General features: G+C 63.2%; 13 protein-coding genes. 10 read left to right on the forward strand and 3 right to left on the reverse strand.

Annotation, left to right across the window (positions count from 1 at the left end; all coding sequences use genetic code 11):
- Positions 1-101: 101 nt before the first annotated feature.
- Both M1D74_RS06830 and M1D74_RS06835 read left to right on the forward strand, forming a co-directional pair.
- Positions 102-1055, forward strand: coding sequence for a lysophospholipid acyltransferase family protein (locus M1D74_RS06830; RefSeq protein ID WP_458116936.1), 954 nt, complete (start codon positions 102-104; stop codon positions 1053-1055).
- 66 nt (positions 1056-1121) lie between these two features.
- The gene (locus tag M1D74_RS06835; RefSeq protein WP_458116937.1) at positions 1122-2492 is read left to right on the forward strand and encodes a class II 3-deoxy-7-phosphoheptulonate synthase; all 1371 of its coding nucleotides are present in this window, start codon (positions 1122-1124) and stop codon (positions 2490-2492) included.
- 62 nt (positions 2493-2554) lie between these two features.
- On the opposite strand, the gene M1D74_RS06840 is transcribed toward M1D74_RS06835, so the two are convergent.
- Complete coding sequence (locus M1D74_RS06840) at positions 2555-4627, reverse strand: protein kinase domain-containing protein (protein ID WP_458116938.1); 2073 nt, start codon at positions 4625-4627, stop codon at positions 2555-2557.
- Between the two features lie 123 nt (positions 4628-4750).
- Positions 4751-6292, reverse strand: a complete 1542-nt coding sequence (locus M1D74_RS06845) for a LysM peptidoglycan-binding domain-containing protein (RefSeq protein WP_309070879.1) — start codon at positions 6290-6292, stop codon at positions 4751-4753.
- Positions 6293-6564: 272 nt separating this feature from the next.
- Here M1D74_RS06845 and M1D74_RS06850 point away from each other — a divergent pair, with 272 nt between their 5' ends.
- Entirely contained in the window at positions 6565-6918 is a 354-nt protein-coding gene (locus M1D74_RS06850) for an Rv2175c family DNA-binding protein (RefSeq protein WP_309070880.1), read from the forward strand.
- A gap of 29 nt (positions 6919-6947) precedes the next feature.
- On the opposite strand, the gene M1D74_RS06855 is transcribed toward M1D74_RS06850, so the two are convergent.
- Complete coding sequence (locus tag M1D74_RS06855) at positions 6948-8057, reverse strand: polyprenyl synthetase family protein (protein WP_458116939.1); 1110 nt, start codon at positions 8055-8057, stop codon at positions 6948-6950.
- Positions 8058-8150: 93 nt separating this feature from the next.
- Here M1D74_RS06855 and dinB point away from each other — a divergent pair, with 93 nt between their 5' ends.
- From dinB to M1D74_RS06890, 7 genes are all read left to right on the forward strand, one after another.
- Positions 8151-9395, forward strand: a complete 1245-nt coding sequence (gene dinB / locus M1D74_RS06860) for a DNA polymerase IV (RefSeq protein ID WP_309070882.1) — start codon at positions 8151-8153, stop codon at positions 9393-9395.
- A 211-nt stretch (positions 9396-9606) separates the two neighbouring features.
- Positions 9607-9984 carry a DUF3040 domain-containing protein gene (locus tag M1D74_RS06865; protein ID WP_458116940.1) on the forward strand — a complete coding sequence of 126 codons (378 nt, stop codon included), beginning with the start codon at positions 9607-9609 and terminating at the stop codon, positions 9982-9984.
- 284 nt (positions 9985-10268) lie between these two features.
- A complete protein-coding gene (mraZ, locus tag M1D74_RS06870) occupies positions 10269-10700 on the forward strand; it encodes a division/cell wall cluster transcriptional repressor MraZ (RefSeq protein WP_309070884.1) in 432 nt (143 codons plus the stop codon).
- Positions 10701-10930: 230 nt separating this feature from the next.
- A complete protein-coding gene (gene rsmH / locus M1D74_RS06875; RefSeq protein WP_458116941.1) occupies positions 10931-11920 on the forward strand; it encodes a 16S rRNA (cytosine(1402)-N(4))-methyltransferase RsmH in 990 nt (329 codons plus the stop codon).
- The gene (locus M1D74_RS06880; protein ID WP_309070886.1) at positions 11917-12582 is read left to right on the forward strand and encodes a hypothetical protein; all 666 of its coding nucleotides are present in this window, start codon (positions 11917-11919) and stop codon (positions 12580-12582) included. The genes rsmH and M1D74_RS06880 overlap by 4 nt, the downstream gene beginning before the upstream one ends.
- Positions 12583-12616: 34 nt before the next feature.
- Positions 12617-14407, forward strand: coding sequence for a peptidoglycan D,D-transpeptidase FtsI family protein (locus M1D74_RS06885; RefSeq protein ID WP_309070887.1), 1791 nt, complete (start codon positions 12617-12619; stop codon positions 14405-14407).
- A 58-nt stretch (positions 14408-14465) separates the two neighbouring features.
- Positions 14466-16067 (forward strand): UDP-N-acetylmuramoyl-L-alanyl-D-glutamate--2,6-diaminopimelate ligase, encoded by a 1602-nt coding sequence (locus tag M1D74_RS06890; RefSeq protein WP_458117154.1) that lies wholly within the window; start codon positions 14466-14468, stop codon positions 16065-16067.
- Positions 16068-16072: the final 5 nt, after the last annotated feature.

Below are 16072 nucleotides of genomic sequence, written 5' to 3' on the forward strand. Positions count from 1 at the left end.
CGTCCGCCCGTAGAGTAGTGTTCCGAGAAGCCCGTTTGCGGAACGCATGGTTATTGCCTGTTTCCAGATAATCGGAACATCCACGCAGGAAGGCTGGCAGAGTGTTCTACTGGATCATGAAGCGGATCTTTATAGGTCCCATTGTGAATCTCCTGTTCAGGCCATGGGTCAAGGGCCTGGACAACATTCCCGCTACCGGTGCCGCTGTCATCGTGAGTAACCATCTATCCTTCTCCGACTCAATCTTCCTGCCCCTGGCTGTGCCGCGGCCGGTGGTTTTCCTCGCCAAGTCGGAGTACTTCACCGGCAAAGGCCTGAAGGGCAAGCTCACCGCCATGTTCTTCCGGCTCAGCAACCAGCTGCCGATGGACCGCTCCGGCGGTGCGGCGTCAGCGACGTCGCTCTCCGCAGGTGAGGAGATCCTGAAGTCCGGCGGGATACTCGGCATTTATCCGGAAGGCACCCGCAGCCCGGATGGCAGGCTGTACCGGGGCAAGACCGGTGTGGCCAAATTGATCCTTGCGACCGGCGTTCCAGTCATTCCTGTAGCGATGATCGGTACGGATAAAGTCCAGCCCATCGGCCGGCGTCTTCCGAACATCCGCCGGGTAGGAATCATCATCGGGGAGCCGATGGATTTCCGGCGTTATGCCGGAATGGGAGACGACCGTTTCATCCAGCGCTCCGTCACTGACGAAATTATGTACGCCCTGATGAGGCTTTCCGGCCAGGAGTACGTCGACGTTTACGCCAGCAGTGTCAAGGAACGTCTTGCCAGTGCGAAGACCGCAGGCAAGAAGGCGGCAAAGAAGCCGGAACGTGCAGCAGACCCGTCCCGCCAGGCAGCCGTTCGTCTGGAAGGTTCAGTGCCCGCACCGGCGGCGCCGTCGCCGTTGGACACCTCACTGCCGCCGAGCGCCGAAAGCCCTTTACCCGGCGAAGTCCGCACGATCGGGCGTGAGGCTGGAGAAGCCGGCGACCCTCCAAAGACACCTGCTCGTGCCAAAAGAGCAAGGGCAAAGCACGAAGGGGATTCGAGCAGCCGGGCTATGTGACGGTACTGAAGCCTCCGGATGACAGGGGAGTCCGCCGTCGTGCGGCGAAGCCATTAGGCTTAAGCAGTGACCGAAACAACCGTGACCTCAGCGTCCCCTTCAGCAATAGCCGACCACGGTCTGGACAAGTGGCGGGAGCTCAGCATCTCCCAGCAGCCCAGCTGGCAGGACTCTGCGGTGCACCGGACCGCGATGAATGAGCTGTCCACCCTGCCTCCACTGGTCTTCGCCGGCGAGGTGGATGTGCTTCGGGAAAGGCTGGCGGCGGCAGCCCAGGGGAAGGCGTTCCTCCTGCAGGGAGGCGACTGCGCGGAAACCTTCGACGGCGCTACAGCGGACAAGATCAGCGCGCGTGTGAAGACCATTCTGCAGATGGCAGTGGTGCTTACCTATGGTGCGTCACTTCCTGTCATCAAGATGGGTCGCATGGCCGGGCAGTTCGCCAAGCCGCGTTCCTCGAATGACGAAACACGCGAAGGCGTAACCCTGCCGGCCTATCGGGGCGACATGGTGAACGGGTACGACTTCACTCCGGAGAGCCGGGGCCATGACGCATCCCGTATGGTGCGCGCCTACCACACCTCGGCATCGACGTTGAACCTCATCCGGGCGTTCACGCAGGGAGGTTTCGCGGATCTTCGTCTTGTTCATCATTGGAACAAGGGCTTCACCGCGAACCCCGCGCATTCGCGCTATGAGTCACTCGCGCGCGAGATTGACCGGGCTGTCCGCTTCATGGAAGCCTGCGGCGCGGACTTCGACGCGCTGACGCGCGTCGAGTTCTTTGCGAGCCACGAGGCACTGCTCCTCGAATACGAACGTGCGTTGACACGGACGGACTCCCGCACGGGACTGCCCTATGACACGTCCGCACACTTCCTGTGGATCGGGGAGCGCACCCGTGACATCGACGGCGCACACATCGACTTCCTTTCACGGGTCCGCAACCCGATCGGCGTAAAGCTCGGTCCCGGCACGTCCCCTGATGACGCATTGGCGCTCATCGACAAGCTGGACCCGAACCGTGAGCCCGGCCGCCTCACTTTCATCACACGCATGGGCGCCAAGAACATCCGGGAGAAGCTTCCCAACCTGGTGTCGCGGGTCACGGAGTCCGGCGCCCAGGTTCTGTGGGTGACGGACCCGATGCACGGCAATACGGTCACTTCCCCGAATGGGTACAAGACCCGCAACTTCGACGACGTCATGGACGAGGTCCGGGGATTCTTCGAGGTGCACAACGCGCTCGGCACCTTCCCCGGTGGGCTCCACGTGGAGATGACAGGTGACGATGTCGCCGAGTGCCTGGGCGGGGCGGATCCGATCGACCAGGAAGCCTTCCTCGACCGGTATGAGTCGGTGTGCGATCCCCGGTTGAACCACATGCAGTCCCTGGAGATGGCCTTCCTCGTGGCCGGCGCGCTCTCACGGCGCTGACGGTCTCTTCCAGTGACAGGAGCCAAACGGCAGAAGCCGCCGCTGTAGCCGTTTGGCTCCTGTCAGGTAACCGTTATGGTGACCGTTGAACCCTCAGGGTGTTCACCCGCGAGGTCCTGGCCGGCGACCAGTCCAAGAACCGGCCTGCCAAAGGCGTAGTCCACTTCGACAGTGAATCCGGCCTCCTCGAGCGCCGCAATCGCTTCTGCCTCCGGCTGGGAGAAGACATCCGGAACCTCGATGATCCGGGGACCCGCGGATAGCGTGAGCGTGACCGTTTCTCCCGGCCGGAGCTGACCGTCGGACGGACTCTGCGACAGGACGGAACCCGCCGGTACCTCTGCGTCGTTGACTGCCTCCGGGGCGATCTCACCGGCCAATCCTGCATCCTCCAGCGCGCTGAGGGCTTCTTCCTCAGGCAGACCCACCACCGGGGGAACCGCAACCGGTTCAGGTCCCTGGGATACGACGAGGCCAATGGCGGTGCCCGCCGGGACTGTCTCGCCTCCCGCCGGGGTAGTGGCGATGACCTCCCCTTCGCCGACGGAGCTGCTGAACTGGCGTGTCACCTCTCCGACGTCGAAACCTGCAGCCACGAGCGAAGCCGCTGCTGTCGCCTCAGCGAGGCCGGACACCTCGGGAACCGCGAAGAGTTCTGGGCCCCGCGATACGATCAGCGCGATCTCTTCCCACGGCCGCACTGCGGCTGCTGGTTGCGGCTCACTCGTGATGACGAGTCCCTCAGCCACTGCGTCCGAGTGGACCTGCTCGGCCCTTGAGGACAGGCCGACCTGGGAAAGAAGGGCCTGCGCGACGCTCAGCGGGCGGTTGGAAACGTCCGGTACGGTTACGAGCGCGCCAGGACCTGTTCCGAGGAACCAGCCGGCTGCGGCGGCCAGCAGTGCCAGAAGGGCGAGAAAGGCGATCAGCAGTGCGCTGCGACGGCGACCATTACCCGGCCGCAATGCTTTCTGCGGTCGCTGTGCAGCTTTTGCCCGCTCTTTCTGGTGCGCCTTGAAGTCCCTGGCTGCAAGCTTCTCCCGAGCAGCCGGGTCGGGTTGCCGTTCGGGCTTTGGGCCTGCGGCTGGAACCGAATCGAATACGGTCGTGGGGTGTGAGCCTTTGCCCAGCACGGTGGTGGGGGACCCTGATCCGCCAATGGCTTCAGTGGGATGCGAGGGTCCGACTACCTCAGTGGCGGAGTATGGACCGGAAATGACTTCCGTGTGAGCGTCGCCGCCGGAATCCAAGAACTTTCCGGACGCTGCGGGTTCATGCTGGTGCTCGCTGCCCAGGTCGAGTTCGGCGTCGGTGAGTGTGGTCCTGATATGGCGCAGTTCGCCGAGTAGGGAATGTCCATCGACGGGGCGTTCCTCGGGGTCGACGGCGGTGCACCAGAGAACCAGTTCGTCGAGGTCTTCGGCCAGCCCAGGCACTCTGGTGGAAGGCGCTGGAACTCGCGAGTTCACGTGCTGGAACGCAACCCGAATGGGGGCATCTCCCTGGTAAGGCTGCGTGCCCGTAAGAAGTTCGAAAAGCATGATACCGGCCGAATAGATGTCGCTGCGGGCGTCCGCTGTCCCTCCGGTCATCAATTCCGGCGGCAAGTACGCCGCCGTGCCGACGAGGGTGCCGGTATTGGTTCCTGCGGACACTGCTCGGGCGAGCCCGAAATCGGCGATCTTGATCCCGCCGCGCTCCTCGAGCAGCACATTCTCGGGCTTCACGTCCCGGTGAATAAGCCCGGCGTCGTGGGCCGCGGCCAATCCCTCGATGACGGGGTCAAGCATGGCGAGTGCCTGGCGCGGGGTCAGACGGCCGCGCTCTCTCAGAAGGTCTCGGAGCGTTCTGCCGGGAACATACTCCATGACCAGGTAGGCGACTCCATGATCCGGTCCTTCTTCCACCCCTTGATCCAGAACTCCCACAACATGCGGGTGAGACAGCCTCGCAGCAGATTTTGCTTCGCGCTCGAACCGCTCAAGGAAGCGCTGGTCCTCGGCAAGGTGGGGGTAAAGAACCTTGAGCGCAACATCCCGCTCAAGGCGCTGGTCCGTCGCCAGGTAGACAGTGGACATGCCGCCGCGCGCAATCCGGGAACGCACGAGGTAACGGCCGTCCACGACGGTGTCCACCAGTGAGTCTCTCGCCCTCTCCCGCACCCTTCGATACTAAGTGAAACAGCGGCCGGCGCCCGCACCAACACAGATCGGTAGGGGCGCCGGCCGCTGTCTGGAAACAGCGATCCCGGGCGGGATTTAGCGGAAGTTCTTCTGGTGCGCCTTGATTGCTGCGACGTAGTTCTTGGTGTCCGAGAACATGCCGTGCGTCTGGACGGAGTATTGGCCCTGGTAGTAGGACGCGATGGCTATGTCCTGGTTTGGGCTGCTGCGCAGGAGCGCCTTGATGATCGCAACACCCGCGGTCGCATTGTCATAAGGGTCCAGGAGGTTCAGCTTCCGACCGACAAGGTCGGAGGCCCACTCGCCGGACATCGGAATCACCTGCATCGCGCCGATGGCGTTCGCAGGGGAGACTGCCCGCTGGTTAAAGCCGGACTCCTGGTAGGAGAATGCCAGCGCCAGGCTGGGATCCACACCCATCTTTCGAGCAGTATCTGCAACGATCGCCTTCATCTCCGCCTGTGAGGGCGCCGGAAGGTTGTTGAGGGTGTGCTTGTTCTTGTTGGCTTCCGCAACCACGGCGTCCGGGTAGGTGTAGTGCAGGAAGGTCGACGGCACAAGGTCGGCGGGCTTCTGTTGCGCGGGTGTCTTTGCTCCGCCCGGAATGGTCAGCTTCTTGCCGGGATAGATGATCGTTGTAGCGCTCAGCTTGTTCGCTGAAAGAAGCGCGTTCAAGCTCACCCCGTGCCTGGTTGCGATCGCGCCGAGGGTGTCGCCGGCCTTGATGGTGTAGGACCCGCCTCCGGCCGGCGCAGCAGGCTTGGGTGCTGCGGGCTTCGGGCCGGTCTGAACGGCCACGTTCGATCCGCCCAGCTTCAGCTGCTGTCCTGGATGGATGATCGAGTTCATCGAAAGTCCGTTAGCCGAGAGGACGGACCCTAGGCTCACGTTGTGACGGGCCGCAATGGCGCCCAGCGTATCGCCGGCCTTCACGACATAGGTGGCGCCGGAGGCGGGTGCAGGCTTGGGTGCGGACGCCTTCGGCGCGGGGGCCGCGGCGGGCCCTGAGAGCTTGATCTTCTGTCCGGGATGGATGACGGACGACATTGACAGCCCGTTGGCCTTGAGCACGGCCGCGAGGCTCACTCCGTGGCGGGCTGCGATCGCTCCAAGTGTGTCGCCCGACTTCACGGTGTAGGTGGCTGCCGACTGGCGGTTGACAGGAGCTGCCTGCTTGGCAGGGGCTGCGGTGGAACCGGAGAGCTTGATCTTCTGGCCCGGGTGGATGAGCGAGTTGACCGTCAGACCGTTGGCCTTGAGGACTGCCTGCATGGCGAGTCCGTGCCGGGCAGCAATGCCACTGATCGTGTCGCCTGCGCGAACGACGTACGTTGCGGGCGAGCTTTGCATGGGGACAAGCTTCGGCACCTGTGTTGCCACCAGGGAAGCGGGGATCACAGCGGAGTTGGCGCTGGTGGCCGGCATGGTCTTCAGCGGCTGGTATGCGACGTGGCTCGAGGCCGGCGCGGCTGCAGCTGGCGCCGCCAGTGCAACCGAGGAGAGTACGACGGCCGGAATTGCGGCGGAGGAAACCGCGATACCTAATCCTCGGTTCTTGAACGGGGTTGTGCAGGCGGCTGGCACGTTCAGCGGCGATGACGGGCGCTGGGCGGTCATTGTCTGTCCTCATCTGTATCGGCGGGCTTACCCGCATGGCAGGGCAAGGAGCGCCAGCCGATGCCGCCGTTATCCCCGAGACCCTTTGGTGCAGTTGATACACAAGTTGTTACTGTTACTTGTGTGACTTATGTGAATCTACACCATGAGCCACGTAGCACAACACCTCAGAAAGTCGCAGTATTTGCGCAGCATTGGCGTGTTGCCACTGGACGCTCCGAGGTCCGCCGCTGAGTGGAGTTGGAGCACGGAGGCATGGCACGCTTAAGGGCGTGAATACACTGGAAACCCTTGTGGGCGATTGGCTCACCCTTCCCGATGTCGCGGAAGCGCTTGACCTGTCAATCACCAAGGTCCATGGCCTGATCAATGAGCGCGCGCTCGTGTCGGTCCGCGTCACTGACCGGAACATCCGCTCTGTGCCCGCAGAGTTCATCACCGATGGGCATGTCCTCGAGAGCCTCAAGGGAACCGTTGCAGTCCTGGGCGATTCAGGCTTCTCGGACGAAGAGATCATCCGCTGGCTCTTCACGGAAGACGAGTCCCTGCCGGGTCGACCCATTGATGCACTGAAGGCAGGGCGAAAGACGGAGATTCGCCGTCGTGCCCAAGCTATGGCCTGGTAGTCACCTGCGCGTCATGCGAGGCCGCTGCGTCAGGCCGTGCGCGTGACCGCGGCCTCGGCAAGGAAACCGAGTGCGTCCCTGCAGACCGCATCCAGGGGTATCGCTTCCAGCGCCTGAAAGCTGGTGGCCGCCCGCTCGGCTATGAGGGCTTCAACTTCTTCTCGCGCACCGGTTTGATCGATAATTCCCTGCAGCTGGAACACCTCTTCCTGACTCATCACCGTGCTCCCGAGCCCAGCATTCAGGGCGTCCTTCTGCTCCGGGCTGCCGGCCTGCAAGGCCTTCGCTATCAGGACGGTCCGCTTGCCCTCGCGGAGATCATCCCCGGAGGGCTTACCGGTGACAGCCGGGTCGCCATAGACCCCGAGCAGGTCGTCCCGTAACTGGAATGCCTCGCCCAGCGGAAGCGCGAACGACGAGTAGCCGGCGAGCATTTCCGGTGTTGCCCCCGCAAGGGCGCCGCCGATACACAGCGGATGCTCGGTCGAGTACCTGGCGGATTTGAACCGCACGATGCCCAGTGCGCGTTCGGCTGCCTCAGCGGGGTCCCGATCCGGTCCGACAGCTTCCTCGAGCAGGTCGAGGTACTGCCCAGCCATGACTTCCGTGCGCATCCGGTTGAAGATCGCTCGCGCCGTGCGAAGCGTCTCTGGCGCCCCGGCGATGGAAGCGAACGCCTCCTCACTGAGTGACAGGCAAAGATCTCCCGCGAGGATGGCCGCACCGGTGCCGAAGTGCGCTGCGTCGAGATGCCAGCGCCCGTTATCGTGGCGGCCTTCGAACTGCTTGTGCACGCTTGGCGCACCACGCCTGATGTCCGACCGGTCGATGATGTCGTCGTGCACGAGCGCGGCCGCCTGAAACAGTTCGAGGGACATCCCTGCGGTGACGATGCCGTCGTCGTCCGTTGCTCCTCCGGCTCCCCTCCATCCCCAGTAGCACAGCAGCGGCCGCATCTTCTTGCCGCCGGCGACCAGCCGTTCAATTGCGTCAACAAGGACGGCGCTGTCCGGTGATACGGACTCCAATAGGGTGCGCTGCGCGGAAAGGAAGTCCCGGGTGACTCCAGTAAGTGACTGACGGAAGCGATCCTGCTCGTCCTGGGTAAGCGTGGAAGAAGCAGCGATACGGTCGGTCATAGGCCCAGTCTAGGCGCTCCTCATCCGGTGCTGTCCGCTGCGGTGACCGCCGGAGCGGTCGAATTGACCGTGGGCAGCACTAGGATGAGCACCATGTCCATCCGCTCCGATTCCGCTGGACCAGAGGACGCCGAATGCACCATCCTCCACGTGGACATGGACGCCTTCTACGTATCGGTGGAGCTTCTCTCGCGCCCGGATCTCCGCGGGAAGGCAGTGATCGCCGGGTCGCCGTCGGGCCGTTCAGTCGTATTGTCGGCCTCCTACGAGGCGCGGCGGTTCGGAGTCCGATCCGCCATGCCGATGGCCACTGCCATGCGGCTCTGTCCCCACGCGGTGATCCTCGAACCTCACCATCAACGCTATGCCGAGGTCTCCGCCTCTGTCATGGAGATCTTCGGCACCATCACACCACTCGTTGAACAGCTGAGTGTGGACGAAGCCTTCCTTGACGTGTCGGGATCCCTGCGCCGTCTCGGGCCGCCCCGGCGCATCGGTGAGCTCATCAGAAGCACAATTGCACGTGAGCTCGGCATCACTGCGAGCGTCGGGATCGCCTCCACCAAGTTCGTCGCGAAAATCGCGTCAACGCGTGCCAAGCCGGACGGGCTATTGCTGATTCCGGCAGCGCAGACCGTTGAATACCTGCATACACTCCCGGTGTCAGCGCTCTGGGGGGTGGGCACGAAGACACAGGAGGTTCTCGCGCGGCTCGGAATCAGGACCGTCGAAGATGTTGCACGGACACCCGTTTCCGTCCTGCAACGCACACTAGGCGCCACCGGCACACATGTTCACAGGCTTGCCTGGGGGAAGGACCCCCGGCCGGTGACGGTCAGCAGACAGGAGAAGAGTATTGGCGCCGAAGAGACCTTCGCGTCCGATATCGCTGACGACGACACTCTCCGCGCGGAACTGCTTCGCCTGTCGCACCGTACGGCCTCCCGCCTTCGGTCCGCGCAGTTGCGCACCTCTGGGATCTCCCTCAAGCTTCGCTATGCGGACTTCTCCACCCTCACCCGGTCGCGGCGGCTGGCGGAGCCTACCGACAGTGCCCACGCCGTCTACGTCGCAGCGTGCCAACTGCTGGAGTCGCTGGGTGAACGTCCGCTGAGCGTTCGACTTATCGGAATACGGGCGGAGAAACTCGAATCTGCGGCCGGCAGTGCGCACCAGCTGACGATCGACCGCCAGGACGACAATTGGCGTCTTGCTGAGCAGGCGCTCGACCGCGTGAACGGCAAGTTCGGCGCTTCGATGATTATCCCAGCCCGGTTATTGAGACCCCCGTCCGGGACAGCAAACGGGGAAGCATCCAACGAGCCGTCGAACGGCTGATTTCGGGCCTTGCAGGGGTCTCCGGCGGCCGGGAGCGGCTTTCCCTCGGGGTGAATGCAATCTATCCTTATTACTAGGGATCGACCAGGTGTTGACCCACTCAGATCAGCAAGCCGCAGCGAACTCGTTGCGGTGGCAGCCGGGAACTAGTTCCCGGCTGAACTCGTTGTTTGGGTTTGAGGGTTTCGGTACCAGTAGCAAGGAGGCAGTGATGGCACTCTCGGAACACGAGCAGCGGCTGCTTGACCAGTTGGAACAACAGCTTCACGCCGACGATCCCAAATTCGCCCACTCCATGGCGTCGAGTACCACTCGCTCGATGTCCACCCGCCGTATCGTGCTCGGTTCGCTCGTGACCATTGCCGGTATCGCGGTCCTGCTACTCGGCATCTGGAATCAATTCATACCGGTGGGTGTCCTGGGCTTCCTCATTATGGGCGCCGGTGTTTACTACGCAACAACCAAGACCAAGCTGGACGGCGCCGCCCCGGGAGCCGGCAAAACGGCCAAGGCGTCCAGCTCGCCGCGCGGCGGTTTCCTCAGCAGTCTCGAAGAAAAGTGGGACGAGCGTAAAAGGGATCAACCCTAAGCTCCCCACCTCCTCCACTTTCCCCCACAGGGCCCGCCAAAGGCGGGCCCTGTGTCGTTTAATCGCCACAAACCGACGTTGATGCCCCCTGGCAGCACCACATTCGCAATATCCCCTCCACAGCCCTCCACCTAGCGATATCCGCATGGCTGCGCCGATCAGCGGGAAGAAACAGTTCGACCGCACGTGGTGTCGCGTTGACGGGGGAGGATTGTGGAGTAAAGTGGGGGACATAAGAGCGTAGTGGTTACGCTTGGCCCTCCCGATCGGACAGGTGGTGGCGGATGTTCCTCGGAACACACTCGCCACGGCTGGACGAGAAGGGGCGGTTGATCCTACCGGCAAAGTTTCGAGACGAACTGAGCGACGGTTTGGTGTTGACCAGGGGCCAAGAGCGCTGCATCTACGTTTTTAGTCAGCGGGAGTTCGAGAAAGTTCACGAGCAGATGCGGGAGGCACCGCTCTCCTCGCGCCAGGCTCGTGATTACATTCGCGTTTTTCTGTCCGGCGCATCAGATGAGGTGCCGGATAAGCAGGGAAGGGTGACGATTCCGCAGGCCCTGCGTACCTATGCAGGGCTGGATCGGGAGCTTGCAGTGATCGGAGCGGGAAGCCGCGCTGAGATCTGGGATGCGACCGCGTGGAATGACTATCTCGAAGAGAAGGAAACAGCCTTCTCCGAAACTGACGAAGACGCACTGCCGGGAATTTTCTGACAGTCGCTGCACCGAGTAACCACAACCCTTAGTAACTACAACAGAGCATTCGCGCTTGCGAAGGTTCTTGGATGAGACCTCCAGCCGCCCAGCGGCCGCCCACCTGACTCACCTTCCCCGGAGCCAGGCAGACGGACGCATGGAGCGGATGGGGATTTGATCGAAGAACAAGCACAGCGTTCACAGCACAGGTGCGCAGCCTGAATGAGTCAGCAGGAAGGAGCGGGCATATGGGGGAGGAGCGTCCTACCGAGGAACGGCACATTCCCGTTCTGCTGGACCGGTGCATCAACCTCCTCGCTCCCGCTATTGAATCGGCCGGTGAGGGCGCCGTCGTCGTAGACGCCACCCTCGGCATGGGGGGCCACTCCGAGGCCATGCTCCAGCGGTTCAATAAACTCCACCTCGTGGGCATAGACCGCGACCAGCAGGCCCTGCGTCTCGCCGGAGAGAGGCTTGCTGCCTTCCGGAACCGCACCGACCTCGTGCACGCCGTGTATGACGAAATTCCCTCGGTTCTCGAAGACCTCGGCTTCGACAAAGTGCACGGCATTCTGTTCGACCTGGGTGTCTCCTCGCTGCAGCTTGATGAGCGTAATCGCGGGTTCGCCTACTCCTACGACGCACCACTCGACATGAGGATGGACACGAGTACCGGGCAGAGTGCCGCCGACGTCGTGAACACCTACTCCGAAGAGGAGCTGCGGCGAATCATCCGCAGCTGGGGGGAGGAGAAGTTCGCAGGGCGCATCGCTTCCGCGATCGTCGCCGCCCGTGGAACAAAACCGTTCGGCACCACCGGTGAACTGGTCGACGTTATTCGGTCTGTGGTTCCGGCAGGAGCCGCCAGAACCGGCGGACATCCAGCGAAACGGACCTTCCAGGCCCTGCGGATCGAGGTCAACGAGGAGCTCTCCGTACTCACCCGGGCCATCCCGGCTGCGCTGGGTTCGATCGCAGTGCAGGGGAGGGTAGTGGTCATGTCCTACCACTCCCTCGAGGACAAGATCGTGAAAGCGGCTTTCACCGCAGGAATCCGATCTTCGGCCCCCGTCGGGTTTCCGGTGGAACTCGAGGAGCACAAGCCGTATCTCAAAACCTTGACCAAGGGTACCGAAGCACCCACGGAGCAGGAGATCGCCGACAACCCGCGAGCCGCGTCCGCCAAGCTCAGGGCAGTTGAACGGACCAGAACCAGCCCGACAGACAGGAACGCATGATGAGCCAGTCAGTGCAGGAGAGGCCGTCTGTGCATCGCAGCGCTTACGCAACCGCGCCGATGGTCGCAGGCAATACTGCGCGCGCCCTGCAGAGTCCTGCGATATCGAACCCGGAGACGCAGGCCGGACGGGAACGACGGCGGACCCCGCTTTCAGTGGTTCCCGCCGCTCCCACGCGTGGTCGGGTGCCTTTCGCCGTCTTCTCGATGGCTGCGCTCATCGCCGCCCTGGTGGTCGTCCTCATGCTGAACATCTCCGTCTCCAGCAGTCAATACAAGCTGGTTTCACTGCGTGGTCAGGAGGTTGCCCTTGCTGAGCAGAACCAGGCTTTGACGCAACAGCTCGAGAACCTCAGGGCACCCCAAAACCTTGCAACGGCGGCTCATGAACTCGACATGGTGGCTTCCCCGACTTTCGGAATCATTGATGTAGATTCGTTGGCAGTCAGCGGAACTCCGGAACCAGCCAGCGGGTCTGATGCACCGCCGGTCCTTGTTCCGGCCCCCGCTGTGAATATGCCGAGCGAGGCCGCCGCGCCTGCAGCGCCCGTCGAAAAGGCGGAGCCAGCAGCGGAACCCGCCGTCGAGGAACCGGTCACGACCGCGGAGCCGGCGAGCGGCGGAACCATCCCGGCACCCGCACAAGCCGCTCCCGGACAATAAGCAACCGCAGTAACCAACGCAGCGAGGAACCACGGTGGCACCAGCCGACAACTCCCAACAGGAAACACTACGGGTAGCGCTCGGAGCCGCGAGGCTGAGAGTCGGTCTGGCTTTCGTCCTGATCCTGCTGCTTGTGCTCGGCGTTCGGCTCTTCCAGGTGCAGGGACTCGATTTCGATGGAATGGCCCAGGCCGGCCTGAACAAGCGTCTGGTCACGCAGGAGGTGCCGGCGCTGCGCGGCAGCATCCTGGACGATGAGGGAAACGAACTGGCGCACACGGTCCAACGGTTCGACATCGTGGTCGACCAGCGGCTGAGCGGCGGCGAAACATTCGACCGATACAACCCGGAGACAGATGAGCGGGTCGAGGACATCCCGATGGAGCAGGGCTTCGAGGAACTCTCGGCAATCCTCGGCCAGGACGTCGCGACGCTGAAGTCATCCATCCTTGGTGATGCCTCATTCGGTTTCGTCGCGCGCTCGGTGACGCCGGAGGTACGGAACAAGGTACTCGCCGTCGGAATGCCGGGGGTTTACGCCGATCCCACTACTCTGCGTACCTATCCGTCGGGAGCGGTCGCAGGCTCGATCCTCGGCTTCATGAGCGGGGATCGCCGGGCCCTGAGCGGTATCGAGTTGACGCAGGACGAGCATCTGACCGGTACGCCCGGCAGCCGCACCTACGAAATCGGCGGCGACGGTATCCGCATTCCCTACGCCACCAATAAGGACGTGCCTGCGCAGGACGGTAAGTCGGTGCGGCTGACCATCGACCAGGACCTGCAGTTTTTCGCCCAGCAGACCATTGCGGCGCAGGTCGAGGACTACAACGCCGAGTGGGGGAACATCGTTGTGGTCGAGGCGAAGACCGGGGCGATCAAGGCGATGGCCGAGTCGACCACGCCGGATCCCAACAACTATGCAGCCACGGATCCCAAATTCCTGGGACCCCTCTCCGTCACCGCGTCGTTTGAACCCGGCTCAACCACAAAACTCATCACCATGGCGGCTGCGCTGGAAGAAGGAATCATCGAGCCGACCAGCAGGTTCGAAACACCGCCCACCTACACGGTGGACGGGCAGACCTTCAAGGATGCTTTCGAGCACGGGACCGAGAAGCGGACAGCCGCCGGAATCTTCGCCAAGTCGATGAATACCGGAACGGTCATGATCGGCGAACAGCTGAGCAAGCAGGAGCGCTATGACTGGCTGCGGAAGTTCGGTATCGGTGAACCCCTGAACGTGGGGCTTGACGGAGAAACAGCAGGCATCCTTCCCACGCCGGACACCTGGGACGAACGTCAGCAATACACTGTGCTCTTCGGCCAGGGACTCGCGCAGACGGCCCTGCACACCGCCATGGTCTACCAGACGGTCGCCAACGACGGCGTTCGCCTGCAGCCGCGGCTCATCGACGCCTACATTGACCCCGACGGCACTGAGCACAAGGTGCCGCAGGCCGAGGGCACGCGCGTTGTGTCGGAGGAAACGGCCGACGAGCTTCACACCATGCTGGAAACCGTGACCGTTGAGGGGTCCGGAGCGTCCGGTGCCCTCGAGGAATACCGCGTGGGATCCAAGACCGGCACCGCGGAAGCACCGAGTCCGCAGGGCGGTTACGACGGATACACACTGTCGTACGCCGGCATGGCACCAATGGAGGACCCCGAATACGTGGTGGTGGTGACACTGCAGCGGCCCCAGGGAGACCTGTACTATCTGGTTCCGGGGGAATCCTTCCAGAAGGTCATGAAATACGTTCTGAACTCGAACAACGTCCCGCCCGCGACCGGTAAGCCCGAAACTTACCCGGTCGTGTACTGATCCGCGTAAGCAGGCCCCAAACGTGTCCACAAATGAACAGTCCGTTGCTGCCGCGCGCATGCGGCCCGACGTCGTCGTGCCCCGAACCATGGCTGAGGTGTTATCCGCTCTTCCAGCGGATCTCACCTCGGTGGAGCGGGTAGGTACCCGGAACGACGACGGCGATCCCGTTTCCATCACGGGCGTCACGATCGATTCACGGCAAGTCGTTCCGGGAGACCTCTACATTGCCGTCCCCGGGACAGGACGCCATGGGGCGGACTTCACCGGTCAGGCGATCGCGGCCGGCGCGGCTGCCGTGCTGACGGACGATGCCGGTGTGGCCGCGGCTGAGTCGGCACTTGCCGGACACGACGTTCCCCTGTACCGGGCTGCTCCGGTGCGTGACTATGTGGGCCCGCTTGCCGCCGTCGTTTTCGACAGTCAGCCGGTCTCCGGCCGCCCCACCCTCTTCGGGGTAACCGGCACCAATGGCAAGACCACCACCACCTACTTCCTCAACGCACTCGAATCGGCGCTGGGGAGGAGCACCGGGCTGATCGGCACGATCGAGATCCGGGCCGGCGGAACCGTCATTCCGTCAATTCTGACCACCCCGGAATCGCCCCAGGTGCATGGCCTCCTGGCCCTGATGCGTGAGCGCGGCATCGACGCGGCAGCAATGGAGGTCTCCTCCCACGCCATCGAGTACCGGCGGGTGGACGGAGTCCACTTCGACGTCGCCGGTTTCACCAATCTGACACAGGACCACCTCGATCTGCACGGAAGTATGGAGGAGTACTTCGCCGCGAAAGCCGCGCTGTTCCGGCCGGAGCGCACGCGCCGCGCTGTTCTTCTGATTGATGACCAGTGGGGGAGGCGGATTGCCGACGAGACAGTGGTGGAGACGACCACTGTGTCGGCGACGGGTGAGGTGAAGGCTGACTGGACCGTTTCGCAGATACAGCGGACAGGTCTCGGGCACACGTTCACCCTGCTCGGCCCACAGGGGGCACGGCTGAGGCTTCGCTGCGGCCTCCCCGGAAGTTTCAACATCGCGAACGCTGCACTGGCCGCCGTCATGGTCCTTGCCTCAGGGGTGGAGGCATCCGACCTGCAGCGCGCTCTGGACGAACACGATCCCTTCACAACCCAGGTGCCGGGCCGCATGCAATTGATCGGCGAGCGTCCTGCAGCCATCGTGGATTTCGCCCACAACCCCGACGCGCTCGCCCTGACGCTGGACTCCGTACGGGTGGCCGACGCCGATTCCCGCGTGCTGGTTGTGTTCGGCGCCACCGGGCAGCGCGATGTGTCAAAGCGTCCGATCATGGGTGCGACGGCCGCTCGCCGGGCAGACATCGTGATCGTCACTGACGATGACCCTCATGACGAGGACGAAGCCGTCATCCGGGCGGGCGTGCTGGAGGGCGCCCACGCTGCCAGGAGTTCGGAGAACCTGACCTGCGAGATCCTGGAGGTTTTCCCGCGTGCAGAGGCTATCGACAGAGCGGTCTCGCTGGCTCAGCCCGAAGATGTGGTGCTTGTCGCAGGACGGGGCCACGAGGTGTGGCAGGAGGTCAAAGGCGTGAATTTGCCGCTGGATGACCGGGTGGAACTGGCCGCCGCATTGACACGGCATGGATTCTCTGTGCTTTCAGGCAACAGGATAGAGTCCTAGATCGT

This window comes from Arthrobacter sp. D2-10, from assembly GCF_054161285.1.

Excerpts from the sequence above, each read along its gene's own strand:
- M1D74_RS06865 (WP_458116940.1), top strand. The coding sequence starts at position 9,607 with ATGGCACTCTCGGAACACGAGCAGCGGCTGCTTGACCAGTTGGAACAA.
- M1D74_RS06880 (WP_309070886.1), top strand. The coding sequence starts at position 11,917 with ATGATGAGCCAGTCAGTGCAGGAGAGGCCGTCTGTGCATCGCAGCGCT.
- M1D74_RS06855 (WP_458116939.1), bottom strand. The coding sequence starts at position 8,057 with ATGACCGACCGTATCGCTGCTTCTTCCACGCTTACCCAGGACGAGCAG.
- M1D74_RS06890 (WP_458117154.1), top strand. The coding sequence starts at position 14,466 with ATGCGGCCCGACGTCGTCGTGCCCCGAACCATGGCTGAGGTGTTATCC.
- dinB (WP_309070882.1), top strand. The coding sequence starts at position 8,151 with ATGTCCATCCGCTCCGATTCCGCTGGACCAGAGGACGCCGAATGCACC.
- M1D74_RS06845 (WP_309070879.1), bottom strand. The coding sequence starts at position 6,292 with ATGACCGCCCAGCGCCCGTCATCGCCGCTGAACGTGCCAGCCGCCTGC.
- mraZ (WP_309070884.1), top strand. The coding sequence starts at position 10,269 with ATGTTCCTCGGAACACACTCGCCACGGCTGGACGAGAAGGGGCGGTTG.
- rsmH (WP_458116941.1), top strand. The coding sequence starts at position 10,931 with ATGGGGGAGGAGCGTCCTACCGAGGAACGGCACATTCCCGTTCTGCTG.